Source organism: Enterococcus sp. C65, assembly GCF_040887165.1.
GTDB lineage: Bacteria > Bacillota > Bacilli > Lactobacillales > Enterococcaceae > Enterococcus_B > Enterococcus_B hirae.
This window is the reverse complement of record NZ_JBFOFG010000003.1, coordinates 227,602-244,070: the sequence shown is the minus strand read 5'-3', so window position 1 is coordinate 244,070 and position 16,469 is coordinate 227,602. Positions and strand designations below refer to the sequence as shown.

Sequence of the window (16,469 nt, the reverse complement as noted above, 5' to 3'; positions counted from 1 at the left end):
GATTATTTCGACTCCTTCGCTTCATAGATTGCAATTTGTTCTTTAATTGATTGTGGTGCCACTTCAAACATATTTTTTAAGAAATCAGAAACTTTTTGTTTTGGAATCTTATCTGCTTCAGCAATCGCTGCTTTGATTTCCTCTTTTGTTTGTTCAATTACTTGTTCTTCTTTTTCTTCTGACCATAGACCTTTTTCTGTTAGGTAGTTACGGAAACGGATCAATGGATCTTTTTTCTGCCATTCGTCATCTGTTTCTTTTGAACGGTAACGAGTTGGGTCATCTCCTGATAAAGTATGCGGACCATAACGGTAAGTCAATGTCTCAATCAAGACTGGACCATTCCCGTTGATTGCCCAATCACGTGCCATTTTAGATACTGTATAAACTGCTAATGGATCCATACCATCTACTTGGATCCCTGGAATCCCGGCTGCCACAGCTTTTTGCGCTAATGTTTTAGCAGCTGTTTGTTTTTCACGAGGTGTTGAGATTGCAAAGCCATTGTTTTGAATATAAAATACAGCATTTGCATGATAAGCTCCAGCAAAGTTGATTGCTTCATAAAAATCACCTTGAGAAGAGCCGCCGTCACCTGTATAAGTGAAGACCACATTTTTTTTGTTTCGTTTTTTCAATCCTAAAGCCACACCAGCCGCTTGGATGTACTGCGCACCAATAATGATTTGTGGTGGTAGAGCTTTCAATTCTTCTGGATAAAAATTCCCTGCCGCATGTCCTCGTGACCATAAGAAAGCTTGTGCTAAAGGCAATCCATGTTTTACTAATTGGGGGACATCACGGTAACCAGGAAGTAATACGTCTTCTTTTTCAAAAGCAAATGCACTTGCAAGTTGGCTAGCTTCTTGACCAGCTGTTGGTGCAAAGAATCCTAGACGCCCTTGACGGTTTAAAGCTGTTGAGCGTTGGTCTAATACACGAGACCAAACCATGCTAGTCATTAATTCTACTAATTGTTCATCTGATAAATCAGGAACAAGATCAGGGTTTACTACTTTACCATTTTGGTCAAGCGCTTGGTATACTGGAAAATCTGAATTGACTTCATCTAATAACGCATTAAAGTCTAGTGGTAATTTCTTTTTTGCCATTTGTACACATTCCTCTCTCATCATATAAGAAAATCTCATCTTTCTGCGATTGAAACAGATATATAAACTGTATCAATATCCAACCGTCTTCTTTTATAAATTATCATGGATCATTAAGAAATACAAGCTAAAAGCAAAAAAATTCACGTTTTTAAAAATTTGTAACAATCCGCTTAACCACGCAAATAGTGAACAACATCACAATCAAGAAAGCGGTTTACATCTTTTGTACAAAATTAGTCCTGATTTTCTATCTACTCCTCTCTACTGTTATCATTGAATCCGCACATTGTTATACCTTATTCCAACAAACAGAAAAAATTTTTATTAATTAGTGATTTTCTTTACAATCATCCCTCTTTTAATTTTCTACTATATGTGTATTTTTTTCAATTAAAAAGCAACAGCAAGGAATCTCCTTAACTGTTGCACATGAACCTGTTCTTTTGATCATGAATTAAACGGATAAACGTTTTGCTAATTTTGCCATTTCCGCTTGAAAAAATGGTAGCCTTTCTTCAGTTAAACGACTAAAATTGATACGCAACCCGTTGGTCTCTTCTCCAAACAAAAAACTTGGTGCAATGCCTAACCCTGAGCGGATCAATTCTTCCGCAATATCTCTTGTCAATTGCTGTCCTTTCCACGTAATCCACGCATAGTACCCACCATAAATGGGCCAGACTTCAAAAAAGTTTTGCGTTTTTTCCCATTCAACCAGTGTCAAGCTTCTTTTGTATAATTCTTCCCTCACAATGGCGATCTTTGTGCTATAACTTTCTTCAAATACAGTCATCGCCACATTTTGGGGAAAGATGCTCATCGAAAATTCCATCATTTCCTGCGCTTTCGCTAAGCGGTCGATAAAGGAACGCAGCCCAACGATCCAACCTATCTTGGTCGTTTGTCCTAATACCCTAGATAATGATCCGATATATAAAACATTTTCCGGATCAATCGAATGGATCGCAGTTGGTTTATGCTTTTCACTATCATGAAAGGATAAGTCACTAAAAACGTCGTCTTCAATGATCGGTAATTGATAGTTGCGACAAAGGGTCACTAATGCTTCGCGACGTTTTTGGGACATCACTTTCCCTGTTGGATTTTGAAAGTTTGGATTGACTAAGACAGCTTTCAATTTATTTTTCTTGATCAACACTTCTAGCTTATCCAGCTCAATACCTTCGCTATCCATGGGTACACCAAATAGACGAATCCCTGTCGCTTTAAATAAGGACAAACGATAAAAAAACGAAGGCGCTTCTACCGCAATAGCATCACCACTAGATAAAATCGTCTGTAAAATTAGAAAAATAGCCTGTTGACCCCCACTCGTAACTAATAATTGCGTTTTAGTAAAATCAAAATAAAATTTTTCGATCAAGTAATTTTTTATTTTTGCTACTAATGGAAGATAACCTAGACAGGTGATTTGTTGCTCTTTTTCAATAATCTCATTCATTGAGTATGCTGGAAATTGAACGTTTGGTAATAAGTCTGTAGGCATCTCGCTCGAAAATAAATCGAGAAAATAAGGGTTCAGTTTTCCTACTTCGATCATTTTTTCATAACTATCATCGATTTGTTCATAGCGTTGGGAAAATAATTCGCGCCAATTCACTCTCGGGACAGAATACCGCCCCCATTCGGTTTGATTCACAAAGCGTCCACTGCCTCGGCGACTGATAAGAACGCCAAGATCTCGTAATTCATCCAACGCTCGAACCACAGTGGTGCGATTTGTTTGAAAAATAACTGCCAATTTTCTTTCAGAGGGCAATGGTACGTTGGGATCTAAATTCCCATTTTCAATATTTTTCATCACCTGATCCATAATTTGTCGATAAATTGGTCTTTGTTTCTTATCTATGACTTCCCACATGTTCTTCTCCATTCCTCTTTCTTCTACTGCCTATTTTATCTTATAAAAAAGGGATCGAAAAGCAAAGAAAAAGCAAAGCATGATGCGAGAGCATCTACTTTGCTTTTTAATAGCTATTAAATGGTATCTCCGTTAAAAATGGAGTTTTTAACAATCACATAATCTACTTTGCGAATAGCTTCAATATCTTTCCCACCCGCATAAGAAATAGAAGATTGTAAATCTTGTTGCATTTCAACCAACGTGTCTTTCAAAGACCCTTTATGTTGGATCCAAATTTTCTTACCTTCTACATTTTTCTTTTCACCTTTTTGAAACTCGGAGGCAGAGCCGAAGTATTCTTTGTACACTACGCCATTTTCCACCATTGTCTCACCAGGCGATTCTTCATGTCCGGCAAATAGCGAACCGATCATAACCATTGTTGCGCCAAAACGAACGGATTTTGCAATATCACCATGGGTACGAATACCCCCATCAGCAATAATCGGTTTTCTGGCAGCTTTCGCACACCATCTTAAGGCAGCAAGTTGCCAACCACCGGTACCAAAACCGGTTTTGATTTTTGTGATACAAACTTTACCAGGTCCAATTCCAACCTTTGTTGCATCAGCTCCGGCATTTTCTAATTCCCGAACAGCTTCTGGTGTACCAACGTTTCCTGCAATAACGAACGTTTCTGGTAAATGTTTTTTGATATGTTGGATCATTTCAATCACCGCATTTGAATGACCGTGCGCAATATCAATCGTGATATAATCAGGAACTAAATTTAACTGTGCTAATTCTTCAACAAATGAATATTCTTCTTGTTTTACGCCAACACTGATTGAAGTAATCAATTGTTGCTCCTTCATTTTTTGCACAAAGGGGATTCTTGCTGCTTCATCAAATCGATGCATAATATAGAAGTAACCATTTTCTGCTAAAAATTGTGCAATTGACTCATCGATGATCGTTTGCATATTCGCAGGGACAACAGGCATTTTAAAAGTATGCTTTCCTAGTGTCACTGTCGTGTTACATTCTGAACGGCTACTTACAATACATTTATTAGGAATGAGTTGAATATCTTCGTAATCAAACACTTTCATGGACATGATCCTCCTGATGTTCGAATTCAGTAAAACACGAACATTATTTGCTTTTTGGGTGTTTATTTTTAGCACCTTATGTAATTTACCGTATTTAAACTAAAAAATCAAGGGGAATATAAACAAAAAAATAAAAACTCCTTAATCTTAAATAACACTGTCTAGCCATCAAACTTTTCGACAAATAAACAATCAGCTGTTTGTCGCTTATAGCTACTCAATCTCTACCAGGTGGTTCATTCTTTTGTTGATTTCCAGCTTCTTTTGATTGGTTTGTTTTCTCTTGATCGTTTTTATTCAGAGTTCCGGTTTGAACGAGTGTCTGTTTAGCGCCAGTGATAATGGCATTCAACCTTTTATAAACTTGATTTTGATTATCAGGGTTTTCTTTATCTTTAGATAACTTTGTTTGCGAAATGTTCGAACTTTTTTCTAGCTCTTTTTCTCTATCCTTTTTGAATTTCTCCATACCAGCAAGTACTTTAGGGCTAAAATAGCTTTGCGCTATTTCTTGGATCATTCCAGGTAGAGCTCTATTAGGTTTATTTGATTTTGCAGATTTCGTTTTATTTATTGCGTGTGTCATTACTCCAAGACTATAGCGTTGGGGGTCTAGTTTTAGATTGCCTTTCGCTTCTTTACCATCACTGACATTTTCATACGCTGCTCTATGAGCGTTTAGCTCACTTTCTGGCACTGACGAATTATTGTCCCATTTATTTAGATATCCCATTTTACTCCCCTTTTCGTAGATTCTTAGTGACGTTCCTCGCATCAATATATGTAGAAGTCATTAGCGAACAAGCAACTAATGACTGTTTCATTCAATGTTTTTTCATGTCTATGGTAGGATATTGCCAGCTTCGCGATACAGCGCATACCAGTCTTCACGACTCAGTTCAACGTCTGATGCTTGTGCAATTTCCTTGATTCGCCCTACATTCATCGTTCCTGCAATCACTTGGATATTCGCAGGATGGCGTAAAATCCAAGCTGAAGCTAAACCTGTTGGCGTTGTATGATATTTTTCAGCAAGTTCTGCTAATTTTTGATTCAATTTAGGAAACTTTTCGTTACCGATAAATACCCCTTCAAAAAAACCATATTGATAAGGCGACCATGCTTGGATCGTCATTTCATTCAAACGTGAATAATCCAAGATACTACCATCGTGGTCAACGCTAGCTTCATCTGTCATATTCACATGGATCCCTTGATCAATCATTCCAGAATGTTTCAATCCAAATTGCAATTGGTTGATCAACAAAGGTTGTTTGACGTATTTCTTTAGCAATTCGACTTGCATTGGTTTCTGATTACTTACACCGAAATAACGTACTTTACCTGACTTTTCTAATTCATCGAATGCCTCTGCCACTTCCTCAGGTTCAACTAAGGTATCGGGACGATGTAATAGCAACGCATCAACATAATCCATTTTTAACCGTTTGAGGCTACCTTCTACTGATTCAATGATGTGCTTTTTGGAAAAGTCAAACATCACACCGGGAACAATCCCACATTTTGTTTGAATAAATAGCTCTTCTCTCTTTATTGAAGTTTTTGCTAATGCACTAGCAAAGATGGTTTCACATTCTCCACCACCATAGATATCCGCATGATCAAAAAAATTGATACCGTTATCAAAAGCAGTTTCAACAATACGTTCTGGACGTTCAGCACCATTAATCCTCATACATCCGAGAATGACCGATGACACCTTTTGATTTGAAGTTCCCAATTGAATCTGTTTCATTAAAATCATTCCTTTCTTTCCCATTAGATTTTAACACATTTACTTCAAAAAGGGGGCAAAAAGAGGCATGCCACTTTTTTCTCAAAAAAGAAAAAAATGTTATCCCCCTTTTTGTTGCGCTAGTGATTCTTAGAAAAAACGTTGATTGCTTTCATTCCAATATCTTTCCGATAAAATGTCCCCTTTGTATCTTTTGATTCTAACACGTTGTATATTTTTTCCCTCGCTTCTTCAATTGTTTCCCCATAGGACTCCACTAAGTAGATTCGACCACCTGAACCTTTTAAATTTCCTTTTTCCTCTTGAACACCCGCATAATAGACAGTTGCCTCCTCTTCAGGAAAATCGGGCAAATCCATAGCAGTCAAATACTGATTAGGATAACCTTCTGCTGCAACTACAACCCCTAAACGATATCCAGTTTCCTCCCAAATTAAATGAACCGGCTTATGGTCTAACAAATCAGTGATCACTTGCGCCAAGTCACTCTTCAATCGAGGTAAAATGACTTGTGTCTCAGGATCGCCAAATCTCGCATTAAATTCAATCACTTTCGGTCCATCTGAAGTGGCGATCAATCCCGCATACAATACACCGATAAACGGACGACCAATTTCGCTCATCCCCTCCGCTGCAGGTTTTATTACTTTTTCGATCCCCGCTTCAATGATTGCTTCAGAAATGTGAGGTACTGGAGAATAGGCACCCATCCCTCCAGTATTCGGTCCTTGATCTCCATCATACGCTCGTTTATGATCTTGTGAGATTTCCATTGGATAAACTGCTTCGCCATCCACAAACGCTAACAAAGAGAACTCTTCTCCTTCTAAAAATTCTTCCACAACGATTTGATGTCCACTTTGTCCAAAACGATGTTTTTCCAGCATATCGCTGGCTGCCTGTAACGCTTCGGCTTTTGTCATCGCTACGACCACGCCTTTGCCAGCAGCTAAACCGTCCGCTTTGATCACAATTGGGGCACCCTTCTCTTCGATGTACCATTTGGCTTCAAGATAGTTGGTAAAAGTTTTAGATTCAGCAGTTGGAATCTGACAACGCTCCATCAATTCTTTGGCGAAACTCTTAGATCCTTCGATCAATGCGGCAGCTTTCGTTGGGCCAAATATTTTTAATTCCGCTTTTTTAAAATCATCTACGATCCCATTTAGTAATGGAATTTCTGGGCCAACAAAACTCCAAGTAATCGACGCTTTCTTAGCAAACTCGATCAATCCTTGATGATCAGTTTCTTTAATATCAACGATTTTGACCCCATCACGTGTCATGCCAGGATTCCCCGGTGCACAATAAACGTTTTCGACTAGCGGACTTTGTAAGATTTTACTCGCAATCGCATGTTCACGCCCACCAGATCCTATGATCAATATATTCATTTCTTACTCCTTCTATCTTAATGTCTAAAATGACGGACGTTCGTAAAGACCATGGCAATTCCATGTTTATTAGCCATATCAATCGATGCTTGGTCCTTGATACTTCCACCAGGCTGAATGATCGCCTTGATTCCGTGTTTAGCTGCATATTCCACCGAATCATCCATTGGGAAATAAGCATCGCTTGCCAAAACAGCTGCTTGTGCTTTTTCTCCAGCTTGTTCAATCGCAAGTTTGACAGAACCGACACGATTCATTTGTCCCGCACCAATCCCTAGTGTCTGATACCGATTACTTACAACGATCGCATTTGATTTGACGTGCTTAACAGCTTTCCAAGCAAATGCTAATGCAGCCATTTCATCAGATGTTGGCTGACGATCGGTTACTACTTGCCACGTAGTTGGTTCTTCCATTGCTGTATCTTTTTCTTGGACGAGTAACCCTCCAAGAACTGAAACAATTTCATTAGATGCTTTTGTTAATTGCGAGTTAAAGTCAACCGTTAATAATCGTAAATTCTTCTTGGCTTTTAAAACTTCTAAACTTTCTGGTGTATAAGACGGTGCAATGATAATTTCTAAAAAGAGTTTGTGCATTTCTTGAGCTGTTGCTAAATCGACTTCCCGATTCAATACCACAATCCCACCAAAAATCGAAACAGGATCTGCTTCATAAGCTGCTAGCCAAGCATCGAAAATCGTGCGAGCTGAGCCAATACCACAAGGATTCATGTGTTTGAGTGCTACGACTGTTGGTTCTTGGTATTCACTCATGATCCGCAAAGCAGCATCTGCATCACGAATATTATTAAAAGATAGTTCTTTTCCATGAAGCTGTTTTGCTTGAGCAATCGAATAACGTTCTGGTAGAGCAGATTGATAAAAGACAGCTTGCTGATGACTATTCTCGCCATAGCGGAGGTCTTGCTTGCGTTCAAAAGTAAGAGTCAATTTTTCCGTCTTTTCTTCCTTCACTTGCTCCGTTAAATATTGAGCAATCAATGCATCATAGGCTGCTGTGTGACGAAATACTTTCGCTGCCAGTTTCTGACGTGTCGCTAGAGAAGTAGTCCCTTGATTTCTCAGTTCATCTAAAACAATTGGATAATCGTTCGGATCAACGATCGCCGTGACAAATTCATGGTTTTTGGCAGCACTACGCAACATACTTGGTCCACCAATATCAATATTTTCAATGGCTTCTTTTTCACTAACATCCGGTTTCATGATTGTTTCTTTGAAAGGATACAAATTGACGCAAACAAAATCAATCGGCAAAATCTCAGAAGCTGCCATTGCATCTCTGTGACTAGCAAGATCACGACGTGCTAATAATCCCCCATGAATCTTAGGATGCAAAGTTTTGACACGTCCGTCCATCATCTCAGGAAAGCCAGTGACATCTTCGATTGCGATGGTCAAGATTCCCGCTTCATCAAGTGCTTTTTTGGTGCCCCCAGTTGAAATAATCTCAATTTCCAAAGCTTGTAATCCCTTGGCAAATTCAACAATTCCTTTTTTATCCGATACACTTAACAATGCTCTAGTCATTTTTTTCTTCCTCCACTTTTTGCATTTCTTTGATGACTGCTTCGATTATTTTAGGATAGGTCTGATGTTCGATTTGATGAATCTTTGCTTCTAAGCTATCCAATGTGTCTTCTTTCGTGATCTCTATGGTTTCTTGGTGAATGATGGGTCCTGTATCTATCCCTTTATCAATGTAATGAATCGTTATACCTGTTTCTTTGACTTTCGCAGCAAACGCATCACGAATCCCATGTAAGCCAGGAAAATCAGGTAAAAGAGAGGGGTGGATATTAATGATCCTTGACTCATAAGCATTCAATAAAGTCGGACCAATAATCCGCATGTATCCTGCTAATACAATGAGTTCAATTTCTTTTTCCACTAGGATCTCTAAAATTTTTTCTTCATATTCTCTTTTAGATGAAAATTCTTTTGGTGAAAAAAAATGAAATGGTACATGTAACTTTTCTGCCCGTTCTAAGACAAAAGCATTCGGCTGGTCACAAAAAAGCCATTCAAAGGTATCTGGCAACTTATTTTCCCGAAAATAGTCAACTAAAGCTTGAAAGTTGCTGCCATTTCCTGAAGCAAATACGGCAATCTTCATTTTTCTTCCTCATCAAACAACACTGTTTTATTTTTTAAGGGAATTACTTCACCGATTCGATAAACCGCTTCTCCTTGCTCATTGATTTTTTCAATGACTTCATCGACTTGAGAAGCTGCTACTGCTACAACCATTCCAATACCCATATTAAAAATCTCATACATCTCTTGTTCAGGGATTTCACCTAAACGTTGGAGACAATCAAAAATCGGCAAGCTAGGCCATGAACCTAATTGAATTTGCGCGGCCGTTCCTTCCGGCAACATCCGAGGAATATTTTCTACGAATCCACCACCAGTGATATGTGCCGCACCTTTGATCTTTTGTTCTTTTATGATTGGCAGCAAAGCTGATACATAGATTTTTGTCGGCTTTAACAATTCTCGGTCCAGTGTTTCAGACAGACCCTCTATCTGATCGGTTAATGTGTAACTATTTTGTTCAAAAAACACTTTCCGAACCAATGAATAGCCGTTTGAATGAATCCCGCTAGAAGGTAAGCCTAACAGAACATCACCAACTTCGATTTCACTTCCTGTGATCAATTGCGACTTTTCTGCAACCCCAACTGCAAAACCAGCAAGATCATACTCATTTTCCGCGTACATCCCTGGCATCTCTGCGGTTTCGCCACCGATCAACGCAAGATTACCTGCTACACAACCATCCGCCACGCCAGCGACGACTTTTTCTAATTTTTGTGGATCATTTTTTCCAGTAGCTAAATAGTCTAAGAAATATAAAGGTTCCGCACCTTGAGCTAAAATATCATTGACACACATCGCCACACAATCGATTCCGATTGTTTCATGTTGATCCGCTTCGATGGCTACTAACAATTTTGTTCCTACCCCATCTGTCCCTGATACCAAAACTGGTTCTTTTAATTGGTAAGAACTTAAATCAAAACAGCCACCAAAACCGCCTAAAGCACCCATTACCCCTAGTCGCTCTGTTTTTTTCACGTGTTTCTTGATTCGTTCTACTACTTCATAGCCAGCTTCTACATCCACACCAGCATTCGCATAGGCATTGCTCATGTTACTTCCTCCTTTATTGAAAAAAATATACTTTTTCTTTCAATGATTCACGGTATTTTTCTTCATAGTCGTATAAAGGCGTCGGATAATCACCATTAAAATAAGCCATACATAACCCAGAATAAGGAGCTGCTTCTTTTAATCCGATTGCTTGGATCAACCCATCCTCACTTAAAAATTCCAATGAATCTGCTTCAATACATTGTCTGATTTCTTCGATACTATGATTCGCTGCAATTAGTTCTTTTCTCGTTTGAATATCAATGCCGTAAAAACAAGGATATTTTAACGGTGGTGAAGCAATTCGTACATGAACCTCTTTTGCTCCTGCCTCTTTTAATAGACGTACGATTCGCCGGCTCGTTGTTCCTCTAACGATTGAATCATCCACCATCACGATTCGTTTCCCTTCAACAACTCCTCTGACAGCCGAAAGTTTCATCCTGACACCCTGTTCCCTTAATGCTGGTGTTGGTTGAATAAAGGTTCTGGCAATGTATTGATTTTTTACTAGTCCAATCTCATAAGGGATGCCACTAGCTTCGGCATAGCCACTGGCTGCTGATAGCGAAGAATTTGGAACACCTACAACCATGTCAGCATCAATTGGCGCTTCCTGTGCTAAATTTCTCCCCATATTTTTACGAGCAGTGTGTACATTGACACCAGCGATATTTGAATCTGGTCGTGCAAAGTAGATATATTCCATGGAACAAATCGCTAACTGGGTTTCGGTCGTATAAGTATCGATCGTATAGCCCGAGTCATCAATGATCACTACTTCCCCTGGACGAACATCTCGAATAAACCGCGCACCGATGACTTCCAGTGCACAAGTTTCAGAAGCAATCACATATGCACCATTTTTCATTTGTCCGATTGCCAAAGGTCGAAAACCATTCGGATCAAGAGCGGCGATCATGGCATCTTCTGTTAAAAGCAAATAGGCAAAACCGCCTTTCACTTCATTTAATGCTTCTTTTAAACGATCGAGTAATGTTGTTTTTTTACTTCGACGAATCAAATGCATCAAAATCTCTGTATCTGAATTGGAATGGAAAATCGCACCGTCTTTTTCTAACGACGTTCTCAATGAACGGGCATTCGTAAGATTACCATTGTGAGCTAGACCGATTGACTGATCATAAAATTTAAATAAAAAGGGTTGGATATTGTCCACACTACCATTACCTGCTGTAGCATAACGCACATGTCCAATCGCTGCTTGTCCAGAGAGTGCAGCTAGCTTTCTTTGATCTTTGAAAACTTCTGAGAGTAAACCTAGATCCCGGTGTCCCAATAGTTTCCCTTGATCATTTGAAACGATCCCAGCACCTTCTTGACCACGATGCTGAAGACTATGAAGCCCGAAATACGTCACACTCGATGCTTCTTGATGTCCCCAGACACCAAACACCCCACATTCTTCATTTAAACTTTTTACTTCATAAGACATTCGATTGCGTCCTCCCAGCATTTTTTAGCTGTTGTAACAGCTAGATGGATTTCCCCATCACTTGCTTGGATCACGATATTACTTGACTCAGTCACTTTACCGATACAACTTGCTTTTTCGCCCATCAAACGTTCAAATTCCTCACGATCTTCTGGAAGGATGGTGACCACAAATCTTGATTGTGTCTCTGAAAAAAGTTGTGCTGTCGTCAGATTTACTGTGACATCTAATCCCAGTTGGGTACCAAAAGTTGCTTCAGCCAACGCCACAGCCAAACCGCCTTCCGAACAATCATGCGCACTGGTTACCACTCCTGCTTGAATAGCCGCCAGTAGACTTTCTTGGTTTTGTTGTTCCGTCAATAGATCAAAATGCTCGATGTCCCCTTCAATTTTTCCTAATTGCATTTTTTGCAATTCACTACCATTGAAATCGTCATAAGTTTCACCAACAAGATAAATCAAATCATCCGCCATTTTGAAAGATTGAGTGGTGATGTGTTGGTGGTCTTCGATCAATCCGACCATGCCGATCATCGGGGTAGGATAAATCGCTTTGCCATCCGTTTCATTGTATAAAGAAACATTTCCGGAGATCACAGGTGTCGCAAAGACTTCACATGCTTTGGCAATCCCGTCTGCTGATTTGACCAATTCCCAAAATACTTCTGGTTTATCAGGAGAACCATAATTCAAACAGTCTGTGATTGCTAATGGGCGTCCGCCGCTAGCAACAATGTTTCTGGCAGCCTCTGCAACAGCGATTTGCCCACCTATCTCAGGATTCAAGTAAAGGTAGCGGGCATTACAGTCAGTCGTCATAGCAATTGCTTTTTCAGTTCCACGAATACGCAATACGGCAGCATCACTTCCAGGGGAAACTACTGTATTGTTTTGTACTTGAGAATCATAGGTTTCATAAATCGCATGTTTTGAAGCTATTGTCGGTTGTTTCAATAAATCTAGCAATAATTGATTCGCATCTTCAATGATTGGTTGATATTGCCCTAACTGTTTAAATTTTTCGATTCGAGCGGGTTCTTGCACTGCCTTTTCATAAACAGGTGCATCTTCGGCTAAGGCATCAACTGGTAAGTTAGCTACTTCTTCCCCATGATGGTACAAGCGATACAAGCCATCATCGGTGACTTCTCCAATCGTAACAGCATCCAAATCATATTTTTTAAATAATTCTTTGACTCTTTCCTCTGCCCCAGCTTTTACACAAATCAACATTCGTTCCTGTGATTCTGAAAGCATCATTTCGTAAGGAGTCATATTTGTTTCTCGTTGTGGTACATCATCTAATGTCAAAATCAAACCAGATCCAGCTTTTGATGCCATTTCTGAACTTGAAGAAACCAATCCGGCAGCGCCCATGTCTTGGATTCCTACTAAAATGTCCGCATGTTCCAGGATCAATTCTAAGCAAGCTTCAAGTAATAGTTTTTCCATAAAAGGATCGCCTACTTGGACTGCGGAACGTTGCTGTTCTTCTTCTTGACTGAACTCTTCTGAAGCAAAAGTCGCACCGTGAATGCCGTCGCGTCCTGTTTTCGCACCGACATACATGATCGAATTACCCACACCAGAAGCTTGCCCTTTTTGAATGTCTTTGTGATCGATCACCCCTACACACATGGCATTAACTAACGGATTCCCTTCATAACAAGGATCAAACGCTACTTCTCCTCCAACCGTCGGTATTCCGATACAATTACCATACCCAGAAATCCCTGCGACTACTTCTTCCAATAAGTACTTGGTTCGTGGTTGGTCTAACTCGCCAAAACGTAAGGAATCAAGTAAAGCAATCGGACGTGCACCCATACTGAAAATATCACGGATGATCCCACCAACACCGGTTGCCGCTCCTTCATAAGGTTCTACTGCTGAAGGGTGATTATGACTTTCCGCTTTAAACACAACTGCTTGACCATCACCGATATCCACGATACCAGCGCCTTCTCCTGGACCTTGAAGAACATGCGGTCCACTTGTTGGGAACTTTCGTAAAATCGGTTTAGAATTTTTGTAAGAACAATGCTCGCTCCACATGACTGAAAACAAACCTGTTTCGGTGTAATTGGGCATTCTCCCCAAAATATCTTCTTCGATCATTCGATATTCTTCGTCTGTCAATCCCCATTCAGCATAAATTTTCTTTTCTTTGATCTCTAAGGGACTTGGTTCATTCCGTGTTTTCATCTTAGACAGTCACCTTTCCAAAATTTTTTAACATCGATGCAAAAAATCGTTTTCCGTCTTCTGATCCTAGTAACGCCTCCATTGCCCGTTCTGGATGAGGCATCATTCCCAACACATTTCCTGCTTTATTGGTGATCCCTGCAATATTTGCGACACTACCATTGATATTCTCAGCGTAAGTAAAAACGATTTGATTATTGGCTTTTAACTCTTGCAACGTTTGATCATCGCAAAAATAATTTCCTTCGCCATGAGCGACAGGCAACTGAATGATCTCATCGGTTTCATACTCCGAAGTAAAGGCTGTCTGGTTGTTAACTTTCAAAGGAACAGTTTTGCAAATGAAGCGCAAAGACTCATTTTTTCTTAGCACGCCTGGAAGGAGACCTGCTTCTGTAAGGATCTGAAACCCATTACATGTACCAAAGACTGGTTTTCCTTCCTCAGCAAAACGAACGACTTCATTCATGATAGCTGAAAAACGAGCAATAGCTCCACACCGCAAGTAATCGCCATAGGAAAAACCACCAGGGAGCAATACGCCGTCATAACCTTGTAAAGAGGTTTCATCGTAACGAACATACTCAGCTTCTACTCCCATAATGTCACGAATTGCCCACAGCATATCCGCATCACAGTTTGAACCAGGAAAGACAATCACGGCAAATTTCATGCTAGATTCCCTCCAATTGTTCGATTTCATAACGATACGTTTCCATGTTGACGTTAGCTAATAGTTTGTCACAGATCCCTTCAATCGTTTCCTCTACTGCGCTAGCTTCTGCTGAAACTTGGATCTCAAAATATTTACCGATTCGGATATCTTCAACAGTTTCATATCCCAAACGATGGACCGCATTTTTCACTGCTTCTCCTTGAGGATCTAATACAGAATCTTTATAGGTGACATAAACTTTTACAAAATACATTTCATTTTCTCCTCTCATAAACCAACTTGTGTTAAACGTGTCAAAACTTCTTGATATACTGGGACAATTTCCCCAATTTTTCGTCGATAAACATCTTTGTCCATGTGTTCGTTTGTTTTCAAATCCCATAACCGACAAGTGTCAGGCGAAATTTCATCTCCTAATACGATTTCGCCCGTAGCTGTTTTCCCAAATTCCAGTTTGAAATCAATTAACTGTAAATCGATTTTCTCAAATAGTTGGATTAACAAATGATTGATTTTTCTAGCCTGTGTCTTTAATTCAGTAATTTCATCTTCATCTGCAATTTGTAAAAACAGCACATGTTCATCATTGATAAATGGATCATCTAATTGATCGTCTTTGTAATAAAATTCGACAATTGGTGTGGGTAATTTTTGTCCTTCAGGAATTGCCAACCGTTTTGAAAAACTACCAGCTGCACTATTTCTGACTACCACTTCTAAGGGAAGAATATTTAATTTTTTCACTAATTGTTCGGCTTTTCCGATTTGTTGGATAAAGTGATTGGCAATCCCTTGTTCGGATAAATAATGGAAGACTTTACTTGTGATTTGATTGTTCAGTTCCCCTTTTCCATTTACTTGGTCTTTCATCAAGCCATTCAAAGCCGTAGCTTGATCCAAGTATTCCACCCAAATAACCTGTTCATCTGAAGTATGGTACATTTTTTTGGCTTTTCCTTCATACAGCAAATCCTTCTGTTCCATTTCGACATCTCCTTAAATTCTTGACGATCACAACAAGCATTATTTTTTTGTTCGTCTTTTCACTTTAAATTTTAACAAGTGTTTTTATCCTATTCAACAAAAACATGTACATTTATAGCATTAAAATTGTCTAATGTTCGTATTTGATCCAAAAATTCTTCCTCGGAAAAATAATAAGCGTTTACACCTATAATAATTGATGCTATAGTAGGATTAGAATGATTCTGGATATTTATTCAAGGAATTCAAGGAGGTAGCGAAATGGAAGAGGCCGCAGTTTGTGCCCAATGTTTTTTAATGGATTTATCGCCCGAGGAAACGTCACGTTTATATAATGACCTGTTGTCTATCAAAGATGTCTACTTATGTAATAAAGATACGAGTTTTTATACCTTCAGAAAAATCCGTCGTGCGGCAAAGCGCCACACTGAGTGTCGAAAGCGCACATTTGAATATCAAACATTTTCTGAACATCAACTCGTGATCAGTCAGATACACGAACAAAAATTATTCAAAAATCATTATCGTATCCAAGTCACTTATGATCAGCAAGAATTTGATTATACTTTTATCGAAGAATTATTGAGTTTGCTTCATACTAAACATTTTAACTATTCCGCTCAAGCCCTTTACGGATAGTTTTCTCATGCTATTATCAAGCAACATCATGAAATGAATCAAAATAGCTAAAAAGAACCCCGACCAGTTGAGTTATCTGAGTCAAGG

Annotated in this window: 15 protein-coding genes; 1 reads left to right on the top strand and 14 read right to left on the bottom strand. The window is 39.2% G+C overall.

Going from position 1 to position 16,469, the window contains the following annotated elements:
- Positions 1-2: 2 nt before the first annotated feature.
- From pdhA to purC, 14 genes are all read right to left on the bottom strand, one after another.
- The gene (gene pdhA / locus AB3I12_RS04755; protein ID WP_010719372.1) at positions 3-1,112 is read right to left on the bottom strand and encodes a pyruvate dehydrogenase (acetyl-transferring) E1 component subunit alpha; all 1,110 of its coding nucleotides are present in this window, start codon (positions 1,110-1,112) and stop codon (positions 3-5) included.
- A gap of 457 nt (positions 1,113-1,569) precedes the next feature.
- The gene (locus tag AB3I12_RS04750) at positions 1,570-2,997 is read right to left on the bottom strand and encodes a PLP-dependent aminotransferase family protein (RefSeq protein ID WP_063627005.1); all 1,428 of its coding nucleotides are present in this window, start codon (positions 2,995-2,997) and stop codon (positions 1,570-1,572) included.
- A 116-nt stretch (positions 2,998-3,113) separates the two neighbouring features.
- Positions 3,114-4,091, bottom strand: coding sequence for a GMP reductase (guaC, locus tag AB3I12_RS04745; RefSeq protein ID WP_010719374.1), 978 nt, complete (start codon positions 4,089-4,091; stop codon positions 3,114-3,116).
- Positions 4,092-4,308: 217 nt separating this feature from the next.
- Positions 4,309-4,824, bottom strand: a complete 516-nt coding sequence (locus AB3I12_RS04740) for a hypothetical protein (RefSeq protein ID WP_063627002.1) — start codon at positions 4,822-4,824, stop codon at positions 4,309-4,311.
- A 108-nt stretch (positions 4,825-4,932) separates the two neighbouring features.
- Positions 4,933-5,847: an aldo/keto reductase family oxidoreductase gene (locus AB3I12_RS04735; protein ID WP_063627001.1), complete on the bottom strand. Its 915-nt coding sequence runs from the start codon at positions 5,845-5,847 to the stop codon at positions 4,933-4,935.
- A gap of 119 nt (positions 5,848-5,966) precedes the next feature.
- Positions 5,967-7,241: a phosphoribosylamine--glycine ligase gene (gene purD, locus AB3I12_RS04730; RefSeq protein ID WP_063626999.1), complete on the bottom strand. Its 1,275-nt coding sequence runs from the start codon at positions 7,239-7,241 to the stop codon at positions 5,967-5,969.
- A 17-nt stretch (positions 7,242-7,258) separates the two neighbouring features.
- Complete coding sequence (gene purH, locus AB3I12_RS04725) at positions 7,259-8,794, bottom strand: bifunctional phosphoribosylaminoimidazolecarboxamide formyltransferase/IMP cyclohydrolase (RefSeq protein WP_063626997.1); 1,536 nt, start codon at positions 8,792-8,794, stop codon at positions 7,259-7,261.
- Positions 8,787-9,380 carry a phosphoribosylglycinamide formyltransferase gene (gene purN, locus AB3I12_RS04720; RefSeq protein WP_010719379.1) on the bottom strand — a complete coding sequence of 198 codons (594 nt, stop codon included), beginning with the start codon at positions 9,378-9,380 and terminating at the stop codon, positions 8,787-8,789. The genes purH and purN overlap by 8 nt, the downstream gene beginning before the upstream one ends.
- Positions 9,377-10,420 carry a phosphoribosylformylglycinamidine cyclo-ligase gene (gene purM / locus AB3I12_RS04715; protein WP_063626995.1) on the bottom strand — a complete coding sequence of 348 codons (1,044 nt, stop codon included), beginning with the start codon at positions 10,418-10,420 and terminating at the stop codon, positions 9,377-9,379. Before purM ends, purN begins: the two co-directional genes overlap by 4 nt.
- A gap of 13 nt (positions 10,421-10,433) precedes the next feature.
- Positions 10,434-11,876: an amidophosphoribosyltransferase gene (gene purF, locus AB3I12_RS04710; RefSeq protein ID WP_063626993.1), complete on the bottom strand. Its 1,443-nt coding sequence runs from the start codon at positions 11,874-11,876 to the stop codon at positions 10,434-10,436.
- Positions 11,861-14,083, bottom strand: a complete 2,223-nt coding sequence (purL, locus tag AB3I12_RS04705) for a phosphoribosylformylglycinamidine synthase subunit PurL (protein ID WP_063626991.1) — start codon at positions 14,081-14,083, stop codon at positions 11,861-11,863. Before purL ends, purF begins: the two co-directional genes overlap by 16 nt.
- Before the next feature lies 1 nt (position 14,084).
- The gene (purQ, locus tag AB3I12_RS04700) at positions 14,085-14,756 is read right to left on the bottom strand and encodes a phosphoribosylformylglycinamidine synthase subunit PurQ (RefSeq protein ID WP_063626989.1); all 672 of its coding nucleotides are present in this window, start codon (positions 14,754-14,756) and stop codon (positions 14,085-14,087) included.
- A 1-nt stretch (position 14,757) separates the two neighbouring features.
- Complete coding sequence (gene purS, locus AB3I12_RS04695) at positions 14,758-15,012, bottom strand: phosphoribosylformylglycinamidine synthase subunit PurS (RefSeq protein WP_010737437.1); 255 nt, start codon at positions 15,010-15,012, stop codon at positions 14,758-14,760.
- Between the two features lie 14 nt (positions 15,013-15,026).
- The gene (gene purC / locus AB3I12_RS04690) at positions 15,027-15,743 is read right to left on the bottom strand and encodes a phosphoribosylaminoimidazolesuccinocarboxamide synthase (RefSeq protein WP_063626988.1); all 717 of its coding nucleotides are present in this window, start codon (positions 15,741-15,743) and stop codon (positions 15,027-15,029) included.
- A 261-nt stretch (positions 15,744-16,004) separates the two neighbouring features.
- Between purC and AB3I12_RS04685 the strand changes: the two genes are divergently transcribed.
- Positions 16,005-16,382: a hypothetical protein gene (locus AB3I12_RS04685; RefSeq protein ID WP_010737435.1), complete on the top strand. Its 378-nt coding sequence runs from the start codon at positions 16,005-16,007 to the stop codon at positions 16,380-16,382.
- Positions 16,383-16,469: the final 87 nt, after the last annotated feature.

Coding starts and splice junctions, on each gene's coding strand:
- purH (WP_063626997.1), bottom strand. CDS start 8,794: ATGACTAGAGCATTGTTAAGTGTATCGGATAAAAAAGGAATTGTTGAA.
- purF (WP_063626993.1), bottom strand. CDS start 11,876: ATGTCTTATGAAGTAAAAAGTTTAAATGAAGAATGTGGGGTGTTTGGT.
- purM (WP_063626995.1), bottom strand. CDS start 10,420: ATGAGCAATGCCTATGCGAATGCTGGTGTGGATGTAGAAGCTGGCTAT.
- purC (WP_063626988.1), bottom strand. CDS start 15,743: ATGGAACAGAAGGATTTGCTGTATGAAGGAAAAGCCAAAAAAATGTAC.
- AB3I12_RS04735 (WP_063627001.1), bottom strand. CDS start 5,847: ATGAAACAGATTCAATTGGGAACTTCAAATCAAAAGGTGTCATCGGTC.
- purD (WP_063626999.1), bottom strand. CDS start 7,241: ATGAATATATTGATCATAGGATCTGGTGGGCGTGAACATGCGATTGCG.
- purL (WP_063626991.1), bottom strand. CDS start 14,083: ATGAAAACACGGAATGAACCAAGTCCCTTAGAGATCAAAGAAAAGAAA.
- purS (WP_010737437.1), bottom strand. CDS start 15,012: ATGTATTTTGTAAAAGTTTATGTCACCTATAAAGATTCTGTATTAGAT.
- AB3I12_RS04750 (WP_063627005.1), bottom strand. CDS start 2,997: ATGTGGGAAGTCATAGATAAGAAACAAAGACCAATTTATCGACAAATT.
- pdhA (WP_010719372.1), bottom strand. CDS start 1,112: ATGGCAAAAAAGAAATTACCACTAGACTTTAATGCGTTATTAGATGAA.
- purQ (WP_063626989.1), bottom strand. CDS start 14,756: ATGAAATTTGCCGTGATTGTCTTTCCTGGTTCAAACTGTGATGCGGAT.
- purN (WP_010719379.1), bottom strand. CDS start 9,380: ATGAAGATTGCCGTATTTGCTTCAGGAAATGGCAGCAACTTTCAAGCT.
- AB3I12_RS04740 (WP_063627002.1), bottom strand. CDS start 4,824: ATGGGATATCTAAATAAATGGGACAATAATTCGTCAGTGCCAGAAAGT.
- guaC (WP_010719374.1), bottom strand. CDS start 4,091: ATGAAAGTGTTTGATTACGAAGATATTCAACTCATTCCTAATAAATGT.
- AB3I12_RS04685 (WP_010737435.1), top strand. CDS start 16,005: ATGGAAGAGGCCGCAGTTTGTGCCCAATGTTTTTTAATGGATTTATCG.